General features: G+C 72.1%; 24 protein-coding genes. 18 read left to right on the top strand and 6 right to left on the bottom strand.

Going from position 1 to position 24217, the window contains the following annotated elements; all coding sequences use genetic code 11:
* Positions 1–50: 50 nt before the first annotated feature.
* Both ACFWJ8_RS11795 and ACFWJ8_RS11790 read left to right on the top strand, forming a co-directional pair.
* On the top strand, positions 51–797 hold the full coding sequence (locus ACFWJ8_RS11795; protein WP_378811552.1) for a metallophosphoesterase family protein: 747 nt from the start codon (positions 51–53) through the stop codon (positions 795–797).
* The gene (locus tag ACFWJ8_RS11790) at positions 794–2020 is read left to right on the top strand and encodes a benzoate/H(+) symporter BenE family transporter (RefSeq protein WP_378811551.1); all 1227 of its coding nucleotides are present in this window, start codon (positions 794–796) and stop codon (positions 2018–2020) included. Before ACFWJ8_RS11795 ends, ACFWJ8_RS11790 begins: the two co-directional genes overlap by 4 nt.
* Positions 2021–2076: 56 nt before the next feature.
* Here the strand turns inward: ACFWJ8_RS11790 and ACFWJ8_RS11785 are convergent, their stop codons facing one another.
* Positions 2077–2367 (bottom strand): hypothetical protein, encoded by a 291-nt coding sequence (locus ACFWJ8_RS11785; RefSeq protein ID WP_378811549.1) that lies wholly within the window; start codon positions 2365–2367, stop codon positions 2077–2079.
* Between the two features lie 114 nt (positions 2368–2481).
* On the opposite strand from ACFWJ8_RS11785, the gene ACFWJ8_RS11780 reads away from it, so the two are divergent.
* Positions 2482–3078 carry a TetR/AcrR family transcriptional regulator gene (locus tag ACFWJ8_RS11780; protein ID WP_378811548.1) on the top strand — a complete coding sequence of 199 codons (597 nt, stop codon included), beginning with the start codon at positions 2482–2484 and terminating at the stop codon, positions 3076–3078.
* Between the two features lie 33 nt (positions 3079–3111).
* Here ACFWJ8_RS11780 and pcp read toward each other — a convergent pair whose 3' ends face one another.
* Both pcp and ACFWJ8_RS11770 read right to left on the bottom strand, forming a co-directional pair.
* A complete protein-coding gene (gene pcp / locus ACFWJ8_RS11775; RefSeq protein ID WP_378811547.1) occupies positions 3112–3744 on the bottom strand; it encodes a pyroglutamyl-peptidase I in 633 nt (210 codons plus the stop codon).
* A 17-nt stretch (positions 3745–3761) separates the two neighbouring features.
* Complete coding sequence (locus tag ACFWJ8_RS11770; RefSeq protein ID WP_378811546.1) at positions 3762–5213, bottom strand: RNB domain-containing ribonuclease; 1452 nt, start codon at positions 5211–5213, stop codon at positions 3762–3764.
* A gap of 37 nt (positions 5214–5250) precedes the next feature.
* On the opposite strand from ACFWJ8_RS11770, the gene ACFWJ8_RS11765 reads away from it, so the two are divergent.
* Complete coding sequence (locus ACFWJ8_RS11765; RefSeq protein ID WP_378811544.1) at positions 5251–7047, top strand: proline--tRNA ligase; 1797 nt, start codon at positions 5251–5253, stop codon at positions 7045–7047.
* Positions 7048–7206: 159 nt separating this feature from the next.
* Positions 7207–8475, top strand: a complete 1269-nt coding sequence (locus ACFWJ8_RS11760) for a glycosyltransferase (RefSeq protein WP_378811543.1) — start codon at positions 7207–7209, stop codon at positions 8473–8475.
* A 37-nt stretch (positions 8476–8512) separates the two neighbouring features.
* Here the strand turns inward: ACFWJ8_RS11760 and ACFWJ8_RS11755 are convergent, their stop codons facing one another.
* Positions 8513–9154: an acetate uptake transporter family protein gene (locus tag ACFWJ8_RS11755; RefSeq protein ID WP_378811541.1), complete on the bottom strand. Its 642-nt coding sequence runs from the start codon at positions 9152–9154 to the stop codon at positions 8513–8515.
* A 181-nt stretch (positions 9155–9335) separates the two neighbouring features.
* Between ACFWJ8_RS11755 and ACFWJ8_RS11750 the strand changes: the two genes are divergently transcribed.
* A complete protein-coding gene (locus ACFWJ8_RS11750) occupies positions 9336–10385 on the top strand; it encodes a TIGR00730 family Rossman fold protein (protein ID WP_378811540.1) in 1050 nt (349 codons plus the stop codon).
* A 33-nt stretch (positions 10386–10418) separates the two neighbouring features.
* On the opposite strand, the gene ACFWJ8_RS11745 is transcribed toward ACFWJ8_RS11750, so the two are convergent.
* Positions 10419–11246 carry a DUF1206 domain-containing protein gene (locus ACFWJ8_RS11745; RefSeq protein WP_378811539.1) on the bottom strand — a complete coding sequence of 276 codons (828 nt, stop codon included), beginning with the start codon at positions 11244–11246 and terminating at the stop codon, positions 10419–10421.
* A 133-nt stretch (positions 11247–11379) separates the two neighbouring features.
* Here ACFWJ8_RS11745 and ACFWJ8_RS11740 point away from each other — a divergent pair, with 133 nt between their 5' ends.
* From ACFWJ8_RS11740 to rbfA, 5 genes are all read left to right on the top strand, one after another.
* Positions 11380–13341, top strand: coding sequence for a lipase family protein (locus ACFWJ8_RS11740; RefSeq protein WP_378811538.1), 1962 nt, complete (start codon positions 11380–11382; stop codon positions 13339–13341).
* 126 nt (positions 13342–13467) lie between these two features.
* Positions 13468–14457 carry a transcription termination factor NusA gene (gene nusA, locus ACFWJ8_RS11735; protein ID WP_378811536.1) on the top strand — a complete coding sequence of 330 codons (990 nt, stop codon included), beginning with the start codon at positions 13468–13470 and terminating at the stop codon, positions 14455–14457.
* 36 nt (positions 14458–14493) lie between these two features.
* Positions 14494–14745, top strand: a complete 252-nt coding sequence (locus ACFWJ8_RS11730; RefSeq protein WP_378811535.1) for a YlxR family protein — start codon at positions 14494–14496, stop codon at positions 14743–14745.
* 92 nt (positions 14746–14837) lie between these two features.
* Complete coding sequence (infB, locus tag ACFWJ8_RS11725; RefSeq protein ID WP_378811534.1) at positions 14838–17693, top strand: translation initiation factor IF-2; 2856 nt, start codon at positions 14838–14840, stop codon at positions 17691–17693.
* 67 nt (positions 17694–17760) lie between these two features.
* Positions 17761–18195, top strand: coding sequence for a 30S ribosome-binding factor RbfA (gene rbfA, locus ACFWJ8_RS11720; RefSeq protein WP_378811533.1), 435 nt, complete (start codon positions 17761–17763; stop codon positions 18193–18195).
* Between the two features lie 87 nt (positions 18196–18282).
* Here rbfA and ACFWJ8_RS11715 read toward each other — a convergent pair whose 3' ends face one another.
* Positions 18283–19149 carry an A/G-specific adenine glycosylase gene (locus ACFWJ8_RS11715; protein ID WP_378811532.1) on the bottom strand — a complete coding sequence of 289 codons (867 nt, stop codon included), beginning with the start codon at positions 19147–19149 and terminating at the stop codon, positions 18283–18285.
* Between the two features lie 94 nt (positions 19150–19243).
* Here ACFWJ8_RS11715 and ACFWJ8_RS11710 point away from each other — a divergent pair, with 94 nt between their 5' ends.
* The 7 genes from ACFWJ8_RS11710 to ACFWJ8_RS11680 all read left to right on the top strand — a co-directional run bounded on the left by ACFWJ8_RS11710 (position 19244) and on the right by ACFWJ8_RS11680 (position 24172).
* Positions 19244–19918 carry a uridine kinase gene (locus ACFWJ8_RS11710; protein WP_378811531.1) on the top strand — a complete coding sequence of 225 codons (675 nt, stop codon included), beginning with the start codon at positions 19244–19246 and terminating at the stop codon, positions 19916–19918.
* Positions 19918–20823, top strand: coding sequence for a tRNA pseudouridine(55) synthase TruB (gene truB, locus ACFWJ8_RS11705; protein ID WP_378811530.1), 906 nt, complete (start codon positions 19918–19920; stop codon positions 20821–20823). Before ACFWJ8_RS11710 ends, truB begins: the two co-directional genes overlap by 1 nt.
* Positions 20820–21188: a hypothetical protein gene (locus tag ACFWJ8_RS11700; RefSeq protein ID WP_378811528.1), complete on the top strand. Its 369-nt coding sequence runs from the start codon at positions 20820–20822 to the stop codon at positions 21186–21188. The genes truB and ACFWJ8_RS11700 overlap by 4 nt, the downstream gene beginning before the upstream one ends.
* Before the next feature lie 86 nt (positions 21189–21274).
* Complete coding sequence (locus ACFWJ8_RS11695; protein WP_378811526.1) at positions 21275–21718, top strand: hypothetical protein; 444 nt, start codon at positions 21275–21277, stop codon at positions 21716–21718.
* Positions 21715–22686, top strand: coding sequence for a bifunctional riboflavin kinase/FAD synthetase (locus ACFWJ8_RS11690; RefSeq protein ID WP_378811524.1), 972 nt, complete (start codon positions 21715–21717; stop codon positions 22684–22686). The genes ACFWJ8_RS11695 and ACFWJ8_RS11690 overlap by 4 nt, the downstream gene beginning before the upstream one ends.
* Before the next feature lie 46 nt (positions 22687–22732).
* The gene (locus ACFWJ8_RS11685) at positions 22733–23113 is read left to right on the top strand and encodes a hypothetical protein (RefSeq protein WP_378811522.1); all 381 of its coding nucleotides are present in this window, start codon (positions 22733–22735) and stop codon (positions 23111–23113) included.
* 114 nt (positions 23114–23227) lie between these two features.
* A complete protein-coding gene (locus ACFWJ8_RS11680) occupies positions 23228–24172 on the top strand; it encodes a sugar-binding transcriptional regulator (protein ID WP_378811521.1) in 945 nt (314 codons plus the stop codon).
* Positions 24173–24217: the final 45 nt, after the last annotated feature.

Here is a 24217-nt window from a genome sequence, read left to right as displayed (position 1 = left end):
CCCCGACACTAGAGGCATCCCGGCTTCGCGGACGTGGCAGGATCACGAGAGTGCCCCTCGAACGGATCGCCCTCATCTCCGACGTCCACGGCAACCTGACGGCGCTCGAGGCCGTGCTCGACGACATCGCGCGCCGGGGGATCACGCGCATCGTCAACCTCGGCGACAACGCCGGCAAGGGACCCCGCGGCGGTGCGGTCGTCGACCGCGTGCGCGAGGTGTGCGAGGTGAACATCCGCGGCAACTGGGACGACTTCCTCGACGGGATCGGAGACGACGAGCCCGAGGAGATGCGGTGGTGGCGCGATGAGCTGTCGCCTGCGCAGCGGTCGTGGCTGCGCACGCTGCCGCTCAGCCACGACGTGACGCTGAGCGGCCGGCGCGTGCGGCTCTTCCACGCCTCGGCCGAGAGCCCCCACGTCCGCGTGCACTTCCACCACACCGACGAGGAGTTCGACGGCATGTTCCGGGCCACGGCGATGACGGGTGAGGGGCCCCAGCCGACCGTCGTCGGGTACGCCGACATCCACGACGCCTACATCGAGTCCCGCGACGGCCGGACCCTCTTCAACGTCGGCAGCGTCGGCAATCCGCTGGACGAGCCGACGCCGAGCTACGTGATCCTCGAGGGGGTGCCCGATGCGGTCGGCCCCGCGCCGTTCGAGGTGCGGTTCGTGCGCGTGCCGTACGACGTCGAGTCCGAGATCGCGGTCGCCGAGCAGCTCGGGATGCCTCGCGCCGACGTGTGGGCCGTCGAGCTGCGCACCGCCGTCTACCGCGGGCGGCAGGCCGCATGAGCGACGCCGTCGAGCCGCGGGCGGACGCCGGCGCCGGGGATGCCCCTCCGCCTCGTGCGCCGCTCTCGCGCCCCATCGTCGCCGGCATCGTCACGGCGCTCGTCGGGGTCACGAGCTCGTTCGCCGTCGTGCTCACCGGGCTCGACGCCGTCGGCGCGACCCCGGCGCAGGCGGCGAGCGGACTGCTCGTGCTGTGCCTCACGATGGGTGCGGCATCCATCGTCCTCGCGTGGCGCTACCGCATGCCGATCACGGTGGCGTGGTCGACCCCCGGAGCCGCGGTGCTCGCGGCGACGGGCGCCGTCGACGGGGGCTGGCCGGCCGCGGTCGGCGCGTTCCTCGTGACGGCGGGGCTGATCCTGCTGACCGCGCTGTGGCCCCAGCTCGGCCGCCTCATCGCCCGGATCCCGCCGTCGATCGCGCAGGCGATGCTCGCCGGCGTGCTGCTGCCGCTGTGCCTGGCGCCCGTCACCGGCATCGTCGCGAACCCGTGGGGCGTCGCTCCGGTCGTGATCGTGTGGCTCATCGGGGTGCGGTTCGCCCCGCGCTGGGCCGTGCCGCTGGCGTTCGTGGCGGCATCCGTCGTGGTCGGCGTGGACGTCGTGGTCACGGGCGCCTCGATCGACCCGGGGGTGCTGGTGCCGCGGCTGGAGTTCACGGCGCCCGCCCTGACCCTCGGCGCTGTGGTGGGTCTCGCGCTGCCGTTGTTCCTCGTGACGATGGCGTCGCAGAACGTCCCGGGCGTCGCGATCATGCGCAGCTTCGGCTATGAGGTGCCGTGGCGACCCGCGATGCTCGTGACCGGAGTCGGCACGGCGCTGGGTGCGACCGCCGGCGGGCACGCGATCAACCTGGCCGCCATCAGCGCCGCGCTCGCCGCCGCTCCCGACGCGGATCCGGATCCGAAGCGCCGGTGGGTGGCGGGGGTGTCGACGGGCGCCTCGGGCATCGTCCTCGGCGGTCTGTCGGCAGCGCTCGTCGCGCTGGTGGTGGTGGCCCCGGATGCCGTCATCCCGGCCGTCGCCGGCATCGCGCTGTTCGGGGCGTTCGGCTCGGCGGTGCAGCAGGCGATCGACGACCCGGGGGAGCGGCTGCCCGCGGTCGTGACGTTCCTGGTCGCGGCGTCCGGAGTGGCGATCGCCGGTGTGAGCGCGGCGTTCTGGGCACTCGTTGCCGGGCTGGTCGTCCGTGAGGTGCTGCACCTGGGCCGACGCCGTGGCTGAGGCCGGAGGACACTGACCTCACACCGAGCGACGCCGACCCACGACGTCCTCGCAGGTCAGCGAGCGCGCCGCCGGCGCACGATCGCTCCGTGCACTCGCAGCAGCCGAGGAACCACGACGTACACCGCGAGCGGGACGACGACGGCGGTGAGCACGAGCGCGCGCAGGACCGGGTGCCACGACTCCGAGACCGGGGCGAGCAGCAGCATGCCGACCGAGACGAGGGGGAAGATGGCGAGCCACGTGATCGCGGCGCGGACGTGGATGGAGGGGACGTGAGCGGGAACAGGTGCGGGAGTGGCGGAGGCGTCGGCCCGGGTGGGCGTGGAGGTGGTCGAAGCGGGCATGTGCGGCATCCTTCCAAGAATCCAACCGAATGGTTGCAACTGGTTGGTTGCAAGTGAATCACGCCGTCGAGTATTCCGCAACCATTCAGTTGGAATCCGGGATAGCATGGCGACATGGCGTGGGACACCGAACGCACCAAGCAGCTGCTGCTCGACGCCGCGACGGCGGAGTTCAGCGAGCACGGCCTCGCCGGCGCCCGCGTCGACCGCATCGCGGCGGCCGCGGGCGTGAACAAGGAGCGCATCTACCAGTACTTCGGCAAGAAGGACGAGCTGTTCGCGACCGTCCTCGCCGAGGTGCTGCGGGAGTCGATGGATGCCGTCGCCCCGGTGGGCAGCGGCCCCGAGGCCGCCGGCGACTACGCCGGGCGCTTGTTCGACCACCACCTCGCGGACGGCGTCATCCCGCGGCTCATCTTCTGGGAGGGCCTCGAGCGCGGCCGTGCGGCCGCCGAGAACCCGGCCCGCGTCGCCTACCATGCCGAGAAGGTCACGCGGCTGCAGACCATGCTGCCCGGCGTCGGCCGGGAGGCTGCGGGGGAGCTGCTCCTCACCATCGTGAGCCTCGTCAACGCCTGGCCGGTACTGCCGCAGCTCGACGAGCTCATGGTTCCGGCCGCTGCCGCGACGCGGGCGTCCGCGCGACGCGCCGCGATCGTCGCCACGGTGACGGCGGCGGCGGCCGCCGCCATCGATGCCGCCCGCGACTGACGTCCGGACCGCGCCTCCGCGCAGGGGGCCGCGTCAGTGCAGAGTGCCGCCCGGTACGACGGCGTCCTCGGTCACCTCGACGCTCGTGCGCACCGCGATCTCCAGCGCGTCGGCGATCTCGCGCAGCGGGAGCGTCGCCGCGTCGGCGGGGGCGTGCTCGGTCGACCAGGGCACGTGCACGAATCCGGCGCGGACCGGGGATGCCGCGGCCTCCAGCGCCGTGAAGAACACGTGGTTGCACACGAACGTCCCGGCCGAGTACGACAGCTCGGCGGGGATCCCCGCGGCCGCGATGCGCCCGACGATCTCCTTGACGGGGAGGGTCGCGAAGTGCGCCGCCGGCGCACCCGGAACGCTCGGCACATCGACCGGCTGCTCGCCGGCGTTGTCGGGGATGCGGGCGTCGACGAGGTTGACGGCCACGCGCTCCACGCCGATCGCGGCGCGGCCGCCGGCCAGCCCGGCGGCGATGACGACGTCCGGCCGATGCTCGGAGATCAGCTCGCGCAGACGTTCCGCGGCGCCTGCGAACGTCACCGGCAGGACGGCGGTCACGAGCACCTCGGGACCCGTCCAGCGCGACGCGACGAGGTGCACCGCCTCGCCGGACGGATTGGCGGCGTCGCCGCCGAACGGTTCGAAGCCGGTGAGGAGGACGGTCGTCATGCCTCCAGGCTATGCAGTCAAGGCGCGGGAGCGGGTGCCAGGGCGATCTCGCCGGTCGCGATGTCGGCCGACGTGAGGCGCAGCCGCACGGTCGTCCCCGCGGCCGCATCCAGGCCCTCGACCCGCGCGGCGACGGGCGGATCCGTCAGCTGCACGCGGGCGGTGCCGTTGCGCCTGCCCAGCACGACCGCATCGAACGTCCGGCCCTCCCTGCCCGCCAGCTGAGCGGCCTCGACCCGGTCGAGCGTCCCGGTCTCGAGCCGGCTGGCGAGAGCATCGCTGCGCCCCATGATCTTCGGCAGCGACGGCAGGCTCTCGCGCGCCCATCCGGGCACCTCGCGGTCGTTCGCGATCGCCTCGCACACGATGAGCGACCAGCGGTCCACGAGCCGGCGCAGCGGCGCGGTGGTGTGCGCGTAGGGCGCCCCGATCGCGGACTGGACGGGGTCGGTCGGCGGCTCGCCGTCGAAGGCGACGTACCCCGCACCGCGGAAGAGGCCGGTCGCGGCATCCAGGATCGCGAGCGCCGACGGATCGTGGCGGTCGAGCGCGCGCAGGTAGTCGCCGTAGGCGACGTCCAGGCGCCACGGCAGGCCGAGCGCCACGGTCTGCGCGCGGAACGCCGCGACGTCGTCGGGCTCGGCCGCCGGCATCGTGCGGAGGATGCCCACGCGGCCGCGCAGCATGAGCTCGGCGGCGGCCATGCCGGTCAGCAGCGACACCTGGGCGTTCCAGTCCTCGACCACCAGGGGCGCCTCGCGTTCGAGCCGGTACCCGCCGTCGTCGCCGGGCACCACGCGTGCCTCGGGCACGTTGAGGCTCGCGCCGCCGCGCTCGGCCTCGCGCTCCAGCCGCTGCGGCCCGAACCACGCCAGCGCCTGCAGCGTAGGCGGCGCGGCGCCGGCATCGATCGCCACCTGCGCGCCGGTGTACGTCCACTGCGCCCGCGACCGGATGACCGCGCGCCGCAGCGTCGTCGCGACCGGACGTGCGCCGTCGTCGAGCTCGAACCGCCACACGTACGCGAGCCGGTCGCGATCCGGAAGGAGAGACGCGGCATCCTCGCTGATCACGACGGGGTGCAGGGGGATGCGCCTGTCCGCCGCGTAGAGCGTCTGCCCACGCAGGCGCGCCTCCGCGTCGACCGGACCGCCCGGCTCGACGAAGGCCGGGACGTCGGCGATCGCGTAGTGGAGGATGCCGCCGGTCGCGGTGCGCTCGAGGTGCATCGCCTGATCGAGGTCCGTCGAGCCGGCCGGGTCGATCGTCAGGAACTCGAGGTCACGGAGGTCGTCCCGTCCGGCGAGGGCCGGGTCGGTCGGCACCGACCGGGCGGCGCGGGCGGCCGCGGCATCCACCTCCTCCGGGAAGGCGGTCGGCAGACCGAGGTCGACGCGCAGCCGCGCCAGAGAGTCGATCAGCTCGTCGTGCGCACGGTCTGGAGCGAGTCGAGGGCGGCGGGCGGGCACCCGATCAGTGTAGGCACGGGCCCTAGACTTGACGATCGTGGTCACCCGTCTGTCGAACTTCTTCCTCCGCACCCTCCGTGAAGACCCCGCCGACGCCGAAGTCACGAGCCACAGGCTGCTCGTGCGCGCCGGCTACATCCGCCGCGCCGCGCCGGGCATCTTCACGTGGCTGCCACTGGGGCTGAAGGTCAAGGCGAAGATCGAGGCGATCATCCGCGACGAGATGGCGAACGCGGGCGCGTTCGAGGTGCACTTCCCGGCGCTGCTGCCCCGCGACCCCTACGAGGCGTCCGGCCGCTGGACCTCGTACGGCGACGGCATCTTCCGCCTCCAGGACCGCCGCGGCGCCGACTACCTGCTGGCGCCCACGCACGAGGAGATGTTCACCCTCCTCGTCAAGGACCTCTACTCGTCGTACAAGGACCTGCCCCTGACGATCTACCAGATCCAGGACAAGTACCGCGACGAGGCGCGTCCGCGTGCCGGCCTCCTGCGCGGCCGCGAGTTCACGATGAAGGACGCCTACTCGTTCGACTACACGGACGAGGGCCAGGATGCCTCGTACCAGGCGCAGCGCGACGCCTATGAGCGCATCTACCAGCGTCTCGGTCTCGAGTACGTCATCGTCGCCGCCGACAACGGCCTCATGGGCGGCGCCCGCAGCGAGGAGTTCCTGCACCCGACCCCCGTCGGCGAGGACACCTTCGTGCGCTCCGCCGGCGGCTACGCCGCCAACGTCGAGGCGTTCACGACCGTCGTGCCCGACGCGCTCCCGTTCGACGGACTGGGCGCCCCGGTGATCTTCGATTCGCCGAACACGCCCACCATCCAGACGCTGGTCGACCACTCCAACGCGCACCTCGACGCGCCGGCACCGGGCATCGCCGGTCCCGCGACGGCCGATGCGAGTGAGTGGACCGCGGCGCACACGCTGAAGAACGTGGTGCTCGCCCTCACGCACCTCGACGGCACGCGCGAACTCGTGATCGTCGGCATCCCCGGCGACCGCGACGTCGACGACAAGCGCGCCGAGGTGGCCTTCGCGCCCGCCGCGGTCGAGGCCGCGACGGCGGAGGACTTCGAGAAGAACCCGCTGCTGGTGAAGGGGTACATCGGGCCCTGGTCCGAGACCGGGGCGATCCTCGGCGAGGAGTCGGCCACGGGCATACGGTACCTGCTCGACCCGCGTGTGGTCGACGGCACCTCGTGGGTCACCGGCGCCAACATCGACGAGAAGCACGTGCACACCCTCGTCGCGGGCCGTGACTTCGCGGGCGACGGCTTCGTCGAGGTCGCGAACGTGCGCCCCGGCGACCCCGCGCCCGACGGCTCCGGCCCCGTGGAGCTCGCCCGCGGCATGGAGATCGGACACGTCTTCCAGCTCGGCCGCTTCTTCGCCGAGACCCTCGGGCTCAAGGTGCTCGACGAGAACGGCAAGCTCGTGACCGTCACGATGGGCTCGTACGGCATCGGCGTCACCCGCATCCTCGCGAACCTCGCCGAGCTGAACAACGACGACAAGGGCCTCGTGTGGCCGGCCGCCGTCGCGCCGTTCGACGTGCACGTCGTGGCCGCGGGCCGCGACGCCGTCGCGTTCGAGGTGGCCGCGCAGCTGTCGGCCGACCTCGAGGCTGCCGGGCTCGACGTGCTCTACGACGACCGCCCGAAGGTGTCGCCTGGCGTGAAGTTCGGCGATGCCGAACTCGTCGGCGTGCCGCAGATCGTCGTCGTCGGCCGCGGTGCCGCCGACGGTCAGGTCGAGCTGTGGGACCGCCGCACCGGCGACCGCGAGGTCGTGCCCGCGGCGGAGGCCGTCGCGCGTCTGCGCGCCTAGCCCGCACGTTCCGGGGCTGCGGGACGGCTCCCTGCGATCGAGCGGCGGCGAGGGGAACGCACCGAGCGTCGAGCACCGTGCGAGACAGCCGGTGAAGTATCAGAGCTCGCGTGTCCGTCCTCTGGCCTACCGGAATCCGGGTAGGAGAGGATGTCGCGCATGGGTCGATACCTGCTGACGGCCATGCCCTTCACCGGTCACGTCGCACCGCTGGCTGCGGTCGCCCGCGTGCTCGTTAATCGGGGCCACGACGTGCGCTTCTACACGGGGTCACGGTTCCGGGCGAAGGTCGAGGCGGCCGGGGCCCGGCTGATCCCGTGGCAGCAGGCTCCCGACTTCGACGAGAACGACCTGGCCGCGACGTTCCCGCGCCTCGTCGGCAAGAAGGGCATGCAGCAGATGCTCGTCAACGTCGTCGACTGCTTCATCGCCACCGCCCCGGCGCAGGTCGCCGACCTCTCCGCAGAGTGGGAGCGCGAGCCGTGGGACGCACTCGCCGCCGACGAGGTGTCGATCGGCGCCGTGCTGTTCAGTGAGCGATCCGGGATGCCGTGGGCCACGGTCTCGGTGGTGCCGCTGAATCTGGTGGGCCCGGGCGGACCGCCGAGCGGAATGGGCCTGCGTCCGGGCACCAATCCGATCATGAGGACGCGTGACGCGGCGCTGCGCGGACTCGTGCCCCTCATCTCGCGGCCGCTGGTCACCGCGCTCGACAGGGCGCAGGCGGCCATCGGGCTCTCCACGCGAGGCCGCAGCATGGACCGCATCGTCTTCTCACCGACTCTCATCGCCGCGAGCGGCTCGCCTCTGCTGGACTACGGCCGCACAGACCGGCCGGCGCACGTGCACTTCGTCGGCGAAGTGGCCGCGCAGGCCGCGCCCGGCACCGCCGCGGAACTGCCGCCCTGGTGGGGCGACCTCGACGGACGTCGTGTCGTGCTGGTGACGCAGGGCACGCAGAACATCGACCCCGACGATCTGGTGCGACCCGCGCTGGCGGCACTGCAGGGGCGCGACGTCCTCGTCGTCGCGACGACGGGGGTGGCCGGCCGCGACGAGTTCCCGTTCCCGGTGCCCGCCAACGTGCGTGTCATGGGATTCGCGCCGTTCGGCGCCCTGCTGCCCCGTGTCGATCTCGCGATCACCAACGGCGGCTGGGGCGGCACGATCGCGATGCTGGGCCAGGGGATCCCGCTCGTCATCGCGGGCGGCGATCTCGACAAGCCCGAGGTGGCCGCGCGGGTGGCGTGGAGCGGAGCGGGCGTGAATCTGCGCACCGGAAGGCCCACGGCGTCCGCGGTTCAGGCGGCGGCGGACCGGGTGCTCGCCGAGCCGTCGTTCCGTGAAGCGGCCGGGCGGGTCGGGGCCGAGCTGCGCACGCTCGGGGGCGCCGCGCGTGCCGCCGAGCTCATCGAGGGCATGGTCTGAGAACGGTGGACCACGCGTCGGCACGGGTGGCCGCGCGTCAGGACTCCGGGTTGGGGTCCGCGTCCAGCCAGGGCGGGCCGAGGGGAACGATGCGTCGGCCGATCGTGCGCCAGTAGAACTTCTCGACGAGCATGTAGGCGGCCAGCGCCGATGCCACGATGAGCACGATCGAGCCGGTGATCGCGAGGCCCTCCGCGCCGGTGAAGGCACCCATCGCCTGGAAGCCCAGCCCGAACGACACGCACAGCAGCGTGATCGGCAGCACCGTGTTGTGCGCGGCTCCGGCGGGGACGAACAGCAGCGCCAGGATCGCGAACACGAGCGAGAACAGGCCCCGCGCCGACGCGGTGACCTCGAAGAAACCGAGCTCCTCTCCCAGCAGGAATCCGGGTACGACGATCCAGTACCAGCCGAACGCGTTGTAGACGATGAAGTGGAAGTTGTCGCCCGCGAAGTACGACAGCATGCCCGCGGTCACCTGCACGACGCCGCCGAAGGCGGCCCCGATCCAGAACACCGGCGCGTCGTCCTGCAGGCCCAGGTGCGCGAGCTGGGCGATCACGGTGGCGATCACGAACCCCAGCAGGCCGATGAGACCGGGGTCCGCGACGCGCAGGCCACCCGTGCGGGGGACGCGGATCGCGTCGGTGATCGCGATGTTCGTGGTGCCGTCGGTCATGCGAAGCCTCTTCCCGTGCGCCGTGCCCGCCCGCGTCGTTCCCGCCCAGTATGCCGAGGGTGCGGCGCATCGTGCCATCCTGCGTCGGCACGTCCCCGGGTCGGCGGCGAAGCGGAGGCGGCGGCATCCACCGTTCACGTTCCGGTCACCGGACGGCGGCGTGACGTGGCACGCTGGCGTCATGGGCCAGAGCGACACCGGAACCATCCCGCACCCCGTCACCGAGGAGCTGCGTGCCACCATGGCCGCCGCGGGCATCTCGCACGACGCGGACCTCATCGCACGCATCCTCGCCACCGGCATCGGCCTGGGGCTCGACGACACCGACCGCCTCGACCTGAAGATCACGTCGGCGGCGCTGAGCGAGATGCGCGCCGCATTCCGGCTGTTCGCGCCGTACCGCGGCATCCCCAAGGTCACGATCTTCGGGTCGGCGCGCACGCGCTCCGAGGACCAGCTGTACCGGCAGGCGTCCGAGACGGCCGCCGTGCTCGCCGAACGCGGCTGGATGGTCGTGACCGGGGCAGGCCCCGGGATCATGGAGGCGGCGGCCGAGGGCGCCGGTCCGCACCATTCGCTCGGGGTGTCGATCCGGCTGCCGTTCGAGGAGAGGCCGAACGCGATCGTCGGCGCGAACGCGCGCAACGTCGCCATGAAGTACTTCTTCACGCGCAAGCTCATGCTGGTCAAGGAGTCCGCGGGGTTCGTGTGCGTCCCCGGGGGCTTCGGCACGCTCGACGAGATGTTCGAGCTGCTGACGCTGCAGCAGACGGGCAAGGCCGACCCGACGCCCATCGTGCTGCTGGATGCTCCCGGCGGCACCTTCTGGGCGGGGCTGCAGCGGTTCGTCGACGATCACCTGCTGCCGTCGGGGGTGATCTCGAAGGGCGACTTCGATCGTGTGCTCGTCACAGACTCGGTCGAGGCGGCGGTCGACGAGATCACCGGGTTCTACCGCAACTACGACTCGCTGCGCTGGGTGGGCAAGCGCCTGGTGCTGCGGCTGAAGGCCGAGCCCACCGAGGCCGAGGTCGACGAGCTCAACGAGCGCTTCGCCGATCTCGTCGCCGAGGGCCGCATCGAGAGCCGCGGCGCGCTGACGGCCGAACGCGAGGACGACGACGCCGTCGCGCTGCCGCGGCTGGTGCTGCGGCTCAACCAGTTCCGGGTGGGTGACCTGTACCGCCTCATCCGCGCCGTGAACGCGCTGGGGTCCGCACCGCGCGACTGAAGAGCGGAGGGATGCCGCACCGCGCGCCGTCCGTCAGAGGCGGCGGTAGCGCGCCGACAGCACGAGGTACACGCCGTACGCGACGAGCCCCGCCCCGATGGCCCCGCACAGCAGCGGACCGAGGGGGAGTGCGATCAGGCCGTCCAGCGCGGCGTCGAGACCGCCGGTGTCGCCGGGATCGACCTTGACGGCGGCGACGACGAGCAGCACTCCGACCGCCAGCAGGGCGAGCCCCTTCGCGATGTAGCCGACGACGGCGATGCCGGTCACGATGCTGCCGGGCCGCCCCGAGGGCAGCGAGAGCCGCGGGACGAAACGGCGCGTGAGACCGATGACGGCGAACCCGACGCCGCCCGCTCCGATGGCCACGCCCACGATGCCGAGCACGATCGGACCGCCGGGGACGAACAGGACGCCCCGGCTCGCCTCCTGCACACTGTCGTCGGGGTCGGGGCGTGCGCCCACGGCTACCGCGGCGGAGACGATCGCCAGCGCGAAGAACACGGCGGCCTTGGCCCACTCGATCAGCCGCGCGCCCCACGTGCGCGCCGGCGAATCGCGGCGCACCAGGATGCCGTCGAACAGCTGCCAGACGCCGAGGGCCGCCAGGGCGAGGGCGGCGACCCACAGCACCACGAAGCCGAGCGGCGCCCCGGCGATGGTCAGCAGTGCACCGGACTGATCGGTCTCGCCCTGGCCGCCCAACGCCACCACGATCGCGAGCACGCCGATCAGCATGTGGACGACGCCGTCGGCGACGAAGCCGGCGCGCGCGAGCGTCTCGAACACCGGGTTCGATTCGGCGCGACGGGCGGCGCCGCGCACCTCGGCGCGCGCCGCGGAACCGGTGTCGGACGACATGAGAGCCACGCTAGGCGATGCCCGTCCAGGGCGCCGAGGGGCTTGCGCCGCCGCGTCGCGCTGTGCTGCGGCGCCGCGCCGCACGCTGCCGGCTCTGACCGGACGCACGGGAACGCCGCCTAACATGGGCCGGATGATCCGCGAGGGCACGCGCCGGCCCACGGCCGGATGGAGCATCGTGCCGCGACTGGTCCGCGGAGCCCCGCCGGTCGTGCTCGTCGTCGTGGGCGCGCTCTCGCTCCTGGTCGGCCTGCTGATCGTCACGCGGCCGCTGACGTCGCTGCTCGTGCTCACGATCTACGTGGGCATCAGCGCGATCCTGTCGGGCCTGGCCCGCATGCTCGCCGCCCCCGAGACGCCGCTGTGGTCGCGCGTGACGTTCGGCGGGCTGTGGATCGCGCTCGGTCTCGCGGTCCTCGTCGGCCTCGGGCGCACGCTGGAGCTGCTTCCGGAGCTGATCGCCGTGCTGCTCGTGCTCGGCGGCCTCGCCTCGCTGTACGACGCGCTCTCGCGCGGCCGAGTGAGCCAGCGCGTGCTGTCGGCGGTGTGGGGCGCGGCGCAGGTCGCGTTCGGCGTGCTGTCGTACGCCTGGCCCGACGTGACGGTGCTGGTGGTCGCGCTCGTCTTCGGTGTGCGCACCATCGTGTTCGGCGCCACCCTGCTGGTGCGCGCCGTGCGCGCCTACGTCGAAGGTCGGCGCTCGGTGCCCGCGACCGCCCAGCCCGCCCCGAGCGAAGAGCCGGCGGCCGTTCCCGCCCCGGACCCTGACGCCGCCGCGTCGCCAGGACTCGCCGAGGGCGAGGATCCGGCGGCGCCTCGGCCGCCGGCATCCCCTGACGTCGTCCTGGCGCGGCCGAGCCGTGCCCGTGCGGCGTGGCTGGCGGCGGGGCGCTACGCGCTGTCGGTGCTGCTCATCGTGCTGGCCGCCGGGGGATGGTGGGCGAACTCGTGGTTCGAGGACGGCGCCCAGGTCGTCGACGCCTTCTACGACCCGCCCGCGGTGGTGCCGTACGACCACGGCAAGCTGATCCGGTGGGACGAGTTCACGGGGCAGAAGCCCGCGAACGCGGACGTCTACCGCACCCTGTACACCACCCGCGACGCCAACGGGCAGCCCGCCGTCGCCAGCGGACTGGTCATCGTGCCGCACGACCCCCCGCCCGGTCCGCGCCCCGTCGTGATCTGGAACCACGGCACGACGGGCGTCGCGCGCGGCTGCGCGCCGAGCCTGCGCGACGCGTCGGCGACGAAATGGGCGATCCCGGGCCTCGACCAGGCGATCGAGAAGGGATGGGTGGTCGTCGCCTCCGACTACTCGGGGCAGGGCGCGCCCGGCGAGTTCCCCTATCTGATCGGCCGCGGCGAGGCGCGCTCGTCGCTCGACGCCGTCATCGCCGCGCGTGAGCTCGAGGGTCTCACGCTCTCTGCGCACACGGTCGTGTGGGGTCACTCTCAGGGCGGCCACGCGGCACTGTGGACCACGCAGCTCGCGCCGGACTACGCGCCCGACCTCGACATCCGGGGCACCGCCGTGCTTGCGCCCGCCGCGGAGCCGGTGAAGCTGGCGCGTGAGCTCACGACGGGCGACGCGAACGCGCTGCTGTCGATCCTCATCTCGTGGGTGCTCGTGCCCTACGCCGACACGTACGACGACGTGGAGCTCACCGACTACATCGCTCCCGGGGCGGAGTCGATCGTGCGCGAGATGACCCAGCGCTGCCCCACGGAGCCGGGCGTGATCGTGTCGGTCGCCGCAGCACTCGGCGTCTCGGAGGACCGTCCGCTGTACGTCGGCGATCTGACCGCCGGGGCACTGGGCAAGCGCCTGGCCGACAACACGCCGAACGGACCGTGGGGCACCCCGATCCTCATCGCCTGGGGGAGCGAGGACGAAGTCATCCCGCCGCACCTGCAGCGGGAGTTCGTCGATACCCTGTGCGCGCAGGGCGAGCAGGTGCGCAGTCTGCAGTACCAGGGCTACGACCACCTGCGCACGCTCCTGCCCGGGTCGCATTTCATCCCGGTGCTGCTCACCTGGACCGACGCGAGGTTCCGCCACGCCGACACCCACGTGGACGACTGCGGCGCTGGATGAGGGCCCCACGCTCTCGCGGAGAGGGGCGTCAGGCGACTCCCAGGGCGGCGGGCCGCGGCATCCGGTAATGTTGGAGGGTTCCGGCGCGCGTAGACGCTCCGGTGAGAGCTGAATACGGAGGCTGTTGTGGACATCGATCTCGGACTTCTGCGGACCGTCGAGCGCGAGAAGGAGATCCCCTTCGACGAGCTCGTGCACATCATCGAACAGGCGATCCTGACCGCCTACGCCAAGCACACGTCGCCCACCGGCGAGCTGCCCGAGGGTGCGCGTGCCGAGCTCGATCGCAAGACCGGTCACGTCGCGGTGTTCATCCCGCTGCTCGACGACGAGGGCGCGGTCGTCGGCGAAGAGGAGTCGACCCCCGAGGACTTCGGCCGCATCGCCGCGTTCGCCGCGAAGCAGGTCATCAGCCAGCGTCTGCGCGACATCGCCGACGACGCCGTGCTGGGCGAGTTCCGCGGCAAGGAGGGCGACATCGTCGCAGGCATCGTGCAGCAGGGCCCGAACCCGCGCATGGTGCACGTCGACCTCGGCTCGGTCGAGGCGATCCTGCCTCCCGAGGAGCAGGTGCCCGGCGAGGACTACGCCCACGGCGCACGCCTGCGTGTGTACGTGACGTCGGTGGCCAAGGGCACCAAGGGCCCGCAGATCACCGTCTCGCGCACGCACCCGGGCCTCGTCCGCAAGCTGTTCGCGCTCGAGGTCCCCGAGATCCCCGCGGGTCTCGTCGAGATCGTCTCGCTCGCGCGCGAGGCGGGCCACCGCACCAAGATCGCCGTCAAGGCCAACGACCCGTCGATCAACGCGAAGGGCGCCTGCATCGGCGAGCTCGGCCGCCGCGTGCGCGCCGTCACCGAGGAGCTCGGCGGCGAGAAGATCGACATCGTCGACTACGACCCGGAGCTCGCGAAGTTCGTCGCCAACGCGCTGTCGCCGGCGAAGGTGACGTCGAGCTTCATCCTGGATGCCTCGAACAAGGCCGTCCGCGCGCTTGTGCCCGACTACCAGCTGTCGCTCGCCATCGGCAAGGAGGGGCAGAACGCGCGTCTGGCCGCCAAGCTCACGGGTGCCAAGATCGACATCCAGCCCGACTCGATCCTCGAGGACAGCTGAGCCCCGCGGCGCGGCCGCGCAGCGAGTCGGTGTAGGATGGAAGCCGTACGAACGTGCGTCGGATGCCGCACGCGTGCTCTCCGGTCCACCCTCCTCAGGGTGGTCTCCATTGATTCCGCTCTCGTCGTCGACGAGCGCGCATCGATGCCCGGAAGAGGCGCGTGGGTGCACGAGACGCGGGAATGCGTGGATGCCGCCATCCGGCGCCGCGCCTTCGTACGGGCATTGCGTGTGTCAGGCCCGCTTGACACGCAGACCATCGAAGAGCACATCCAGCGAAAAGGCTGAACGGCTATGGAAACAAAGTGAACGGCTCGAAATGAGACCCGTCCGCCGATAACGGTCTGCCCTGTCTGGGCAGACCCCAGACAGGAGAATTTGTGGCTGCCAAACCACGCGTGCACGAGATCGCTTCCGAGCTCGGCGTCGACAGCAAGGTCGCGCTCGAGAAGCTGAAGGAGCTCGGCGAATACGTCAAGAGCCCCTCGTCCACCATCGAACCCCCCGTGGCGCGAAAGCTTCGCGCTGCGCTCGAAGCCGACGGCTCCGGCGCGTCCGCAGCGGCTCCGGCCGCTCCGGCTGCCAAGCCCGGCGCGCGCCCCGCCGCGACGCCCGGCGCCCCGGCTGCCAAGCCCGGTCCCGCGGCCAAGCCCGGCCCGGCCGTCAAGCCCGGTCCGGCGCGCCCGGCGGCGCCCGCCGCCCCCGAGGCGAAGGCCGCACCGGCCGCTCCCGCGGCGAAGGCGGCTCCGGCCGCCGAGGCTCCCGCGGCTCCGGCTGCCGCCGCACCGGCGGCTCCGGCCGCCCCCGAGGCGAAGGCCGCTCCCGCGGCTCCTGCTGCCCCGGGTGCCAAGCCCGGCGCCCCGAAGCCCGGCCCCGCCGGCGCGACGCCGCAGGCGCCGCGTCCGGGTGGCACGCCGCGCCCCGGCAACAACCCCTTCGCTTCGTCGCAGGGCATGGGTCAGCGTCCCGCCGGCCCGCGTCCGGGCAACAACCCGTTCGCGTCGGCGCAGGGCATGGGCCAGCGCCCGTCGCCCGGCAACATCCCGCGTCCGCAGGCTCCGCGTCCCGGCGCCCCGCGTCCCGGCGCCCCGCGCCCGGGCGGTGCGGGTCGTCCCGGTGGCGGCGGTCGTCCCGGCGCTCCCTTCCAGCAGCGTCCCGGCGGCCCCGGTCGTCCCGGCGGTGCCGGCGGCTTCCAGCGCCCCGGCGGTGCCCCCGGCGCAGGCGCGCCCGGCGGCTTCGCGGGTCGTCCCGGCGGTGGCGGCGGTCGTGGCCGCGGTCCCGGCGGTGGCACCGCGGGTGCCTTCGGCAAGGGCGGCGGCAAGTCGAAGCAGCGCAAGTCGCGTCGCGCGAAGCGGCAGGAGTTCGAGATGCGGTCGGCGCCTGTCGTCGGCGGCGTCAACGTCCAGAAGGGCAACGGCGAGATCATCCGCATGCGACGCGGTGCGTCGATCGCGGACTTCGCCGACAAGCTCGAGGCGCTGCGCGGCTACACCGTGCAGCCCGGCACGCTCGTGACGATCCTCTTCAACCTCGGCGAGATGGCCACGGCCACCGAGTCGCTGGACGAGGCGACGTTCGAGGTGCTCGGCGCCGAGCTCGGCTACAAGATCCAGATGGTCTCGCCCGAGGACGAGGACAAGGAGCTCCTCGAGGGCTTCGGTCTCGACCTCGAGGCCGAACTGGAGGCGGAGAACGAGGAAGACCTCGAGATCCGTCCTCCCGTGGTCACCGTCATGGGCCACGTCGACCACGGTAAGACGCGACTGCTCGACGCCATCCGCCAGACCAACGTGGTCGCGGGCGAGGCCGGCGGCATCACGCAGCACATCGGTGCGTACCAGGTCTGGACCGAGCACGACGGCATCGAGCGCGCCATCACGTTCATCGACACCCCGGGTCACGAGGCGTTCACCGCCATGCGTGCCCGTGGTGCGCAGGTCACCGACATCGCGATCCTCGTGGTCGCGGCCGACGACGGCATCATGCCGCAGACGGTGGAGGCCCTGAACCACGCCCAGGCGGCGAACGTGCCGATCGTGGTCGCGGTGAACAAGGTCGACAAGCCCGAGGCCAACCCGGCCAAGGTGCGGCAGCAGCTGACCGAGTACGGCCTGGTCGCCGAGGAGTACGGCGGCGACGTCATGTTCGTCGACGTGTCGGCCCGCCAGAACACGGGCATCCAGGAGCTCCTCGATGCGGTGCTGCTCACCGCGGACGCGGGCCTGGACCTCACGGCCAACCCGAACAAGGACGCGCGCGGTGTCGCCATCGAGGCGAAGCTCGACAAGGGTCGCGGATCGGTGGCCACCGTCCTCATCCAGTCGGGAACGCTGCGCGTCGGCGACGCGATCGTCGCGGGCACGGCCTACGGCCGCGTGCGCGCCATGATCGACGAGAACGGCGACCCGGTCGAAGAGGCCTACCCGTCGCGTCCGGTCCAGGTGCAGGGTCTGAACTCCGTGCCCCGCGCCGGTGACACGTTCATCGTCACCGAGGAGGACCGCACGGCCCGCCAGATCGCCGAGAAGCGTGAAGCGGCCGAGCGCAACGCCCAGCTGGCCAAGGCCCGCAAGCGCATCTCGCTCGAGGACTTCACCCGTGCTCTCGAAGAGGGCAAGGTCGAGTCGCTCAACCTCATCATCAAGGGTGACGTGTCGGGTGCCGTCGAGGCGCTCGAGGAGTCGCTCCTCAAGATCGAGGTCGACGATTCGGTGCAGCTGCGGATCATCCACCGCGGCGTCGGTGCGATCACCGAGTCCGACATCAACCTGGCGACGATCGACAACGCGATCGTCATCGGCTTCAACGTCCGTCCCGACACGAAGGCGCGCGAGCGCGCCGCCCGCGAGGGTGTGGATGTCCGGTTCTACTCGGTCATCTACAACGCGATCGACGACGTCGAGCAGTCGCTCAAGGGTCTGCTCAAGCCGGAGTACGAAGAGGTCCAGTCGGGCGTCGCCGAGATCCGCGAGGTGTTCCGCTCCTCGAAGTTCGGCAACATCGCCGGTGTCATCGTCCGCTCGGGCACGATCACGCGCAACGCCAAGGCGCGCGTCATCCGCGACGGCGTGGTCATCGCCGACGGCCTGGCGATCGAGTCGCTGCGTCGCTTCAAGGACGACGTCACCGAGGTGCGCACCGATTACGAAGCCGGTATCGGCCTCGGCAAGTACAACGACATCCAGGTGGGCGACGAGATCGAGACCACCGAGATGGTCGAGAAGCCGCGCGGCTGAGTCCGCGTCACTGATTCCGGATGCCTCCTTCGGGAGGCATCCGGAATCATCCCCTTAAGGAGCACTCATGTCTTCGGAACGTCAGGCCCGGCTGGGCGACCGCATCCGCGTGATCCTCGCCGAGCGTCTCGAGAAGGGGCTGCGCGACCCGCGGCTCGGCTTCGTCACGATCACCGACGTCCGCGTGACCGGCGACCTTCAGCACGCATCGGTGTTCTACACCGTGCTCGGCTCGGCCGAGGAGCGCGAGGAGTCGGCGAAGGCGCTGAAGTCGGCGACCGGGATGCTGCGCTCCGAGGTGGGCAAGCACCTCAACGTGCGGCTCACGCCGAGTCTGGAGTTCATCGCCGACGCGATCCCCGAGAACGCGGTCCACATCGAGGACCTGCTGCGCGAGGCGCGCGAGCGCGACGAGTCCGTCGCCGGTCTCGCGGTCGGCGCGACGTATGCCGGCGACGCCGACCCGTACGTCAAGCCCCGCGAACTCGAGGACGACGAGTAAGCACAGCGTCCTCGAGGCTGACTGCCTTGACAGAATCGCGTCGGAATCGCAGGGTTCCGGCGCGATTCTGTGCAGTCCCCGGCCTCGCTACCGGGGGAGCCGCAGCGTCCCGTCGGACGCCTCTGCGAGCCCGTCCGCGATGAGCGAGTCGATCGCGCGGTCGCGCTGCAGCGCGTCGGGCCAGTCGGGCACGACCTCGGCCAGCGGCACGGCGTGGGTGGCGGCATCCCTCAGCGTCTTCAGCACGGCGCCGCGCGCCTGACGGTCGCTGCCCTCGTACCTGGCCTGCTTGCGGCGGTCGTCGCCCGTGTCGGGGCGCCCTGCGGCGAGCCACGCGCATCGGTCGCGCAGCGGGCAGACGTCGCAGCGCGGCGACCGTGCCGTGCAGACGGTGGCGCCGAGCTCCATGGCGGCGGCGTTGACGACGGCTGCCGCGGCGACGTCGTCGGGCAGGATGGCCGACATCGCGTCGAGATCACGGCGCGAAGGCGGTCCGGGCTGCGAACGTCCGTCGACGGCGCGTGCGAGGACGCGTCGCGTGTTCGTGTCGACGACGGGATGCCGGTCCCCGTACGCGAACACGGCGACGGCTCGCGCGGTGTAGTCGCCGATGCCGGTGAGGGCCAGCAGCGCGTCGACGTCGCGCGGCACGACGCCGTCATGCCGGTCGCGGATCTCGACCGCGGCGCGATGGAGCCACAGCGCGCGGCGCGGATAGCCGAGGTTGGCCCACTGCCGCACGGCGTCGGCGGGCGCGGCGGCGGCCAGGTCGCTCGGCGTCGGCCAGCGTCGCAGCCACGCCTCCAGGTGCGGGATCACCCGGGTGACGGGCGTCTGCTGCAGCATGAACTCGCTGACCAGCACGCCCCACGCCCCGAACCCGGGGCGCCGCCACGGCAGGTCGCGTGCGTTCTCGCGGTACCAGGCCACGAGGGGCGTCGCGAGATCAGGCATGGGCTCCAGCCTAGGTCTCCGCTCGTCCTGCCCGACCCCGAACGCGGTCGACCGGGCGCACGGCCGGGCCGTCGCCGCGCCGTAGGCTGGAGGCATGCGCCTTCCCGTCACACCGACCACGACGCTGTGGCGCGAGGTACGCGACCGGGCGCGGCGGAGGTACCCGGCCGGACGCGTCGTGCTCGCCGTCGACGGCCTCGACGGGGCCGGCAAGACGGTGTTCGCCGACGGCCTGGCCGAGGTGTTCGCCGAAGCGGGCGACGCCGTGTTCCGGGCGGGCATCGACGGGTTCCACCGGCCGCGCGCCGAGCGGTACGCCCTCGGCCGCCGCAGCCCCGAGGGCTTCTACCGCGACTCGTACGACTACGCCACCTTCCGGCGCGTGCTGCTGGACCCGTTCCGCGACGGCGCTCAGACGGCCGGGACGACGGGGTTCCAGCTGACCGCGTTCGATGTGACGCGCGACACCCCGGTCGAGTCGCAGTGGGTGACGGCGCCTCTCGACGCGGTGCTCGTGGTCGACGGCATCTTCCTGAACCGCCCCGAGCTCCAGGACCTGTGGGACTGGTCCATCTGGCTCGACGTGCCCTTCGCCATGACCTACGCGCGCATGGCGCTCCGCGACGGCTCGGACCCGGACCCGGACGCTCCCTCCAATGCCCGCTACCGCCAGGGGCAGCAGCTGTACCTCGACGAGGCGCGGCCGCGTGAGGCGGCATCCATCGTCGTCGACAACGCCGACCTCGCCCACCCCCGGATCGTCGCCTGATGGCCGCCGCGGGCATCCTGCTGGTCGACAAGCCGCAGGGCATCACGAGCCATGACGTCGTCGCCCGCGCGCGGCGCGCTCTGGGGACCCGCAAGATCGGTCACGCGGGCACCCTCGACCCGATGGCGACGGGCCTGCTCGTGCTCGGGGTCGAGGGCGCGACGCGCCTGCTGACCTTCGTGGTCGGCCTCGACAAGACGTACGAGGCGACCATCCGGCTCGGCGTCTCGACCGACACGGACGACGCCGACGGACAGACCGTGGCGACGGTGGATGCCTCCTCCCTCGACTCCGCCCGGATCGCCGAGCGCATCACGCCCCTCACCGGCCGCATCTCGCAGGTGCCCAGCACGTACTCGGCGATCAAGGTCGACGGCCGCCGCGCCTACGACCTCGCCCGTGCGGGGGAGGACGTGCAGCTGAAGGCCCGCGAGGTCACCGTGTCGCGGTTCGACGTGCTCGCCGAGCGGCGCCCTTCGACCAGCTCAGGCACCGGAGGAGTCGTCGACCTCGACGTCGTCGTCGACTGCTCCAGCGGCACGTACATCCGCTCGCTCGCCCGCGACCTCGGCGCCGCGCTCGGGGTCGGCGGGCACCTCACGGCCCTCCGCCGGACGCGCATCGGGCCCTTCGACGTCGCGCGAGCGGCCGCGGTCGACGCCATCGCCGACGCCCCGCTCCTCGCACCGGCGGAGGCGGCGGCAGCCGTCCTCGGGCGGTTCGACGTGACTGCCGACGAGGCGCGCGACCTGCGCCACGGCAAACGGCTCGCGGGCGCGGCGGTGAGGCTGGCAGCCGACCCGACCGCCGCGATCGACCCCGACGGCGTGCTGGTCGGCATCGTCGAGCGGCGCGGCGCGGACGTCAAGAGCGCGATGAACATGCCCGAGGAGGCGGCTCGATGATCCTGTGGTTCACGATCGTGCAGGTGGTGGTCGCCGTCGCGGCCGGACTGTTCTGCATCATCGCGGGGCTGGCCGGACGGCGCCCGAGCGACTGGACCGTCGGCTCACTGGCGCTCGTGGAGCTGCTGCTCGTCGCCCAGGTCGTCATCGCGATCGTCGCCCCGTTCGCGGGCAACCCGCCCACCGGGAGCCTGCTGGAGTTCTGGGTGTACCTGGTCTCGGCCGTGCTGCTGCCGTTCGCGGCGGTCGCGTGGGCCCTCCTCGAACGCAGCCGATGGAGCACCGTCATCATGGGCGTCGCGGCACTGTCGATCGCCGTCATGGTGTGGCGCATGCAGGTGATCTGGACGCTGCAGCCCGCCTGATGGCCGCATTCCGCCGCGGCGCGTGTGACGCCGGGTCGCGGCATCCGGATCCCGCCTTCGGGCGCACGAACTAAACTCAGGTGGTTATGTCGTCGCCCGCCCGCCCCCGTATGACCGGCATCGGCCGTGTGCTCGTGATCGTGTACGCGATCATGGCCCTCGGCGCCACCGGTCGGTCCTTCGTGCAGATCGTCGAACGCTTCGACGAGGCACCGCTCGCCTATACGCTGTCGGCCGTCTCGGCCGTCGTGTACATCGTCGCGACGCTCGCGCTCGTGTTCGCCGGCCGGCCCGGCTGGTACCTCGTGGCGTGGATAGCGATCGTGTTCGAGCTCGCCGGCGTGCTGATCATCGGCACGCTGAGCCTCGTCGCCCCGGAGCTGTTCGGCCACCCCACGGTGTGGTCGTGGTTCGGGATGGGGTACGTGTTCGTGCCGCTCGTGCTGCCGTTCCTCGGCCTGTGGTGGCTGGCGACGCATCGTCCGGTCACTCGCCAGGCGGCCCCCGACACGACGGCGGTGGCGTCGTGATCGTCTTCCGCGACCCGGGCGAGGTGCCCGCGGGCTTCGGCCCTTCGGTCGTCGCGATCGGCAAGTTCGACGGCGTGCACTCGGGCCACCGCGCGGTGATCGACCGCGCGAGAGTGGATGCCGAGGCCGCCGGTGCGCGGGTCGTCGCGGTGACGTTCGACCGCAACCCGCTGGCGCTGCTGCGCCCCGAGATCTGCCCGCAGAGCCTGGTCGGGGTGGAGCAGAAGCTGCGTCTGCTCGCCGACGCCGGCGCGGACGCCACGCTGATGCTGACGTTCGACCGCGCCCTCGCCGACCTCGGTGCGCGCGAGTTCGTCGAGCACGTGCTCGTGGGCGCGCTCGGCGTGCGCATCGTGATGGTCGGCGCCGACTTCCGCTTCGGCCGCGGCGGCGCGGGAAACCCCGACCTGCTGCGCGAGCTCGGCCCCGAGTTCGGGTTCGAGGTGCACGTCGTCGACGATGTGCGCGCGATCGACGCCGGGCGGCGCGTGTCGTCCACGTGGGTGCGTGAGCTGCTCGACGCCGGCGACGTGACGGGCGCGGCGCGTCTGCTCGGCCGGCCGCATGCGGTGCGCGGCGAGGTCGTGCACGGCCTCAAGCGCGGGCGCGAGCTCGGCTTCCCGACAGCCAACCTGTCGGCCGACCTCGAGGGCTTCGTGCCGGCCGAGGGCGTCTACGCCGGCTGGCTGGTGGACGAGGGGACTCCGGGGGACGAGGCATCCGCCCCTCGCAGCAGCGTGCGGTACCCGGCGGCGATCAGCATCGGAACGAACCCCACGTTCGACGACGTGCACGTGCGTCAGGTCGAGGCGTACGTGCTCGACGAAACCGACCTCGACCTGTACGGCCATGTCGTCGAGGTCGAGTTCGTGTCGCGGATCCGCGGCATGGTGGCGTTCGAGGGCGTCGACCCGCTCATCGAGCAGATGACCGACGACATCGTGCGGGTGCGGCAACAGCTCGCGTGATCCGCCTGCCGTAGACCCCGCGCCGCGACCGCCCTACCATCGAGGCGTGCACGCACTGGAGGTGTGGCTCGCCGAGACGGCGTCCGCGGATTCGGTCAACCTGTGGGGTGCGCTCGGCTGCGCCGTGGCGTACTCCGCATCGCTCCTGGCGACGCTCGATGCCTTCGCCGACCTGATCCTTGCGCGTGGCGACTCTCCGGCGGGACGCCTCACACCCGGAGTGGGGCTGAAGTTCGCCTCGAAGCTGGCTGCCGCGGCCATCGCCGTCGTGTCCGCCGCGATCGTGCTGGCGCTCGACGCGAACTGGTTCGCCTTCACGAGCCTCACGATCGCGTTCGTCGTCGTGGTGGGCATCGGCGTGGTCGTGCTGCTGCGGTATGCGAAGGCGGCGCCCGGGTCTCCCGCGTCGGCGAAGGCGAGCGGCTGACCGTTCCAGAGGCGCCTGGGCCCCGCTCACGGTGCTCATCTGAGCAATGTCTGTGCAGATGTTGCTCGGATGTGCGGGTTGTGTCAGCCTGGAAGGGACGACGAAGGGAGGATCGTGGACGCTGTCGATGAACTCCTCTCGATCCGCGCCGCCGAGCTCTACTACGAGGCGAACCTCACGCAGGAGGAGATCGGCAAGAGCCTTCAGATCACGCGCTGGAAGGTCGGTCGCCTGCTGACGCAGGCGAAGGACGCCGGATTCGTCCGCATCGAGATCCTCCACTCGCGCGCACGCCGGCCCCAGCTCGAGCGCCGACTGCGCGATGAGCGCGGTCTCGCCGACGCCGTCGTCGTCTCGCGCGTCGGCGTGCGCAGCGAGGACGAACTGCAGCAGCGCGTCGCGCAGGCCGCCGCCGATCACCTCGCGTCGCTGCGCCCGAGTCCCCGTGTGCTGGGCGTCAGCTGGGGCCGCACGCTGTCGGACGTCGCGCACGACCTGCGCAACGGCTGGTCGTCGCACACCGACGTCGTGCAGATCAACGGCGGCGTGAGCATGAGCCCGCGGCCGGGCACCGCCGCGGCCACCGCGGTCGGCATCGCGCAGAAGGGCGGCGGCAGCGCCGCGCTGCTGCCGAGCCCGGCGATCCTCGAGCGCCGCGCCACGAAAGACGCCATCGAGGCCGACCGGGTCGTCGCGCGCGTGCTCGACCTTGCCCGCTCGGCCGACGCCTACCTGTTCAGCGCGGGTGCCGCCGATCACGGCTCGGTGCACGTCGACAGCGGCTATCTCTCGGAGGCCGACATCGACCGCCTCGTGGCTGCGGGTGCGGTCGGTGACGTCGTCGGCCGCTACATCGACGCCGACGGGCGCATCGTCGATCCCGAGCTCGACGCCCGCACCGTCGGACTCTCGCTCGACGAGCTGCGACGCGCCCCCGTCGCGATCGCCGCGATCGCCGGTGCGCCCAAACGCGCCGTCGCGGCCGCCGTCGTCGCCTCCGGGCTGTGCACCGTACTCGTGACCGACGAGTCCATCGCCCTTCAGCTGCTCGACGGCTGACACCCTGTCCTCGCGCTCCGCGCACACATCGAAAGGCAGTCCCGA

Source organism: Microbacterium sp. NPDC058389 (genome assembly GCF_042722305.1).
Lineage (GTDB): Bacteria > Actinomycetota > Actinomycetes > Actinomycetales > Microbacteriaceae > Microbacterium.
The sequence above is the reverse complement of the archived record's forward strand: the minus strand, read 5'-3'. Positions and strand labels throughout refer to the sequence as shown.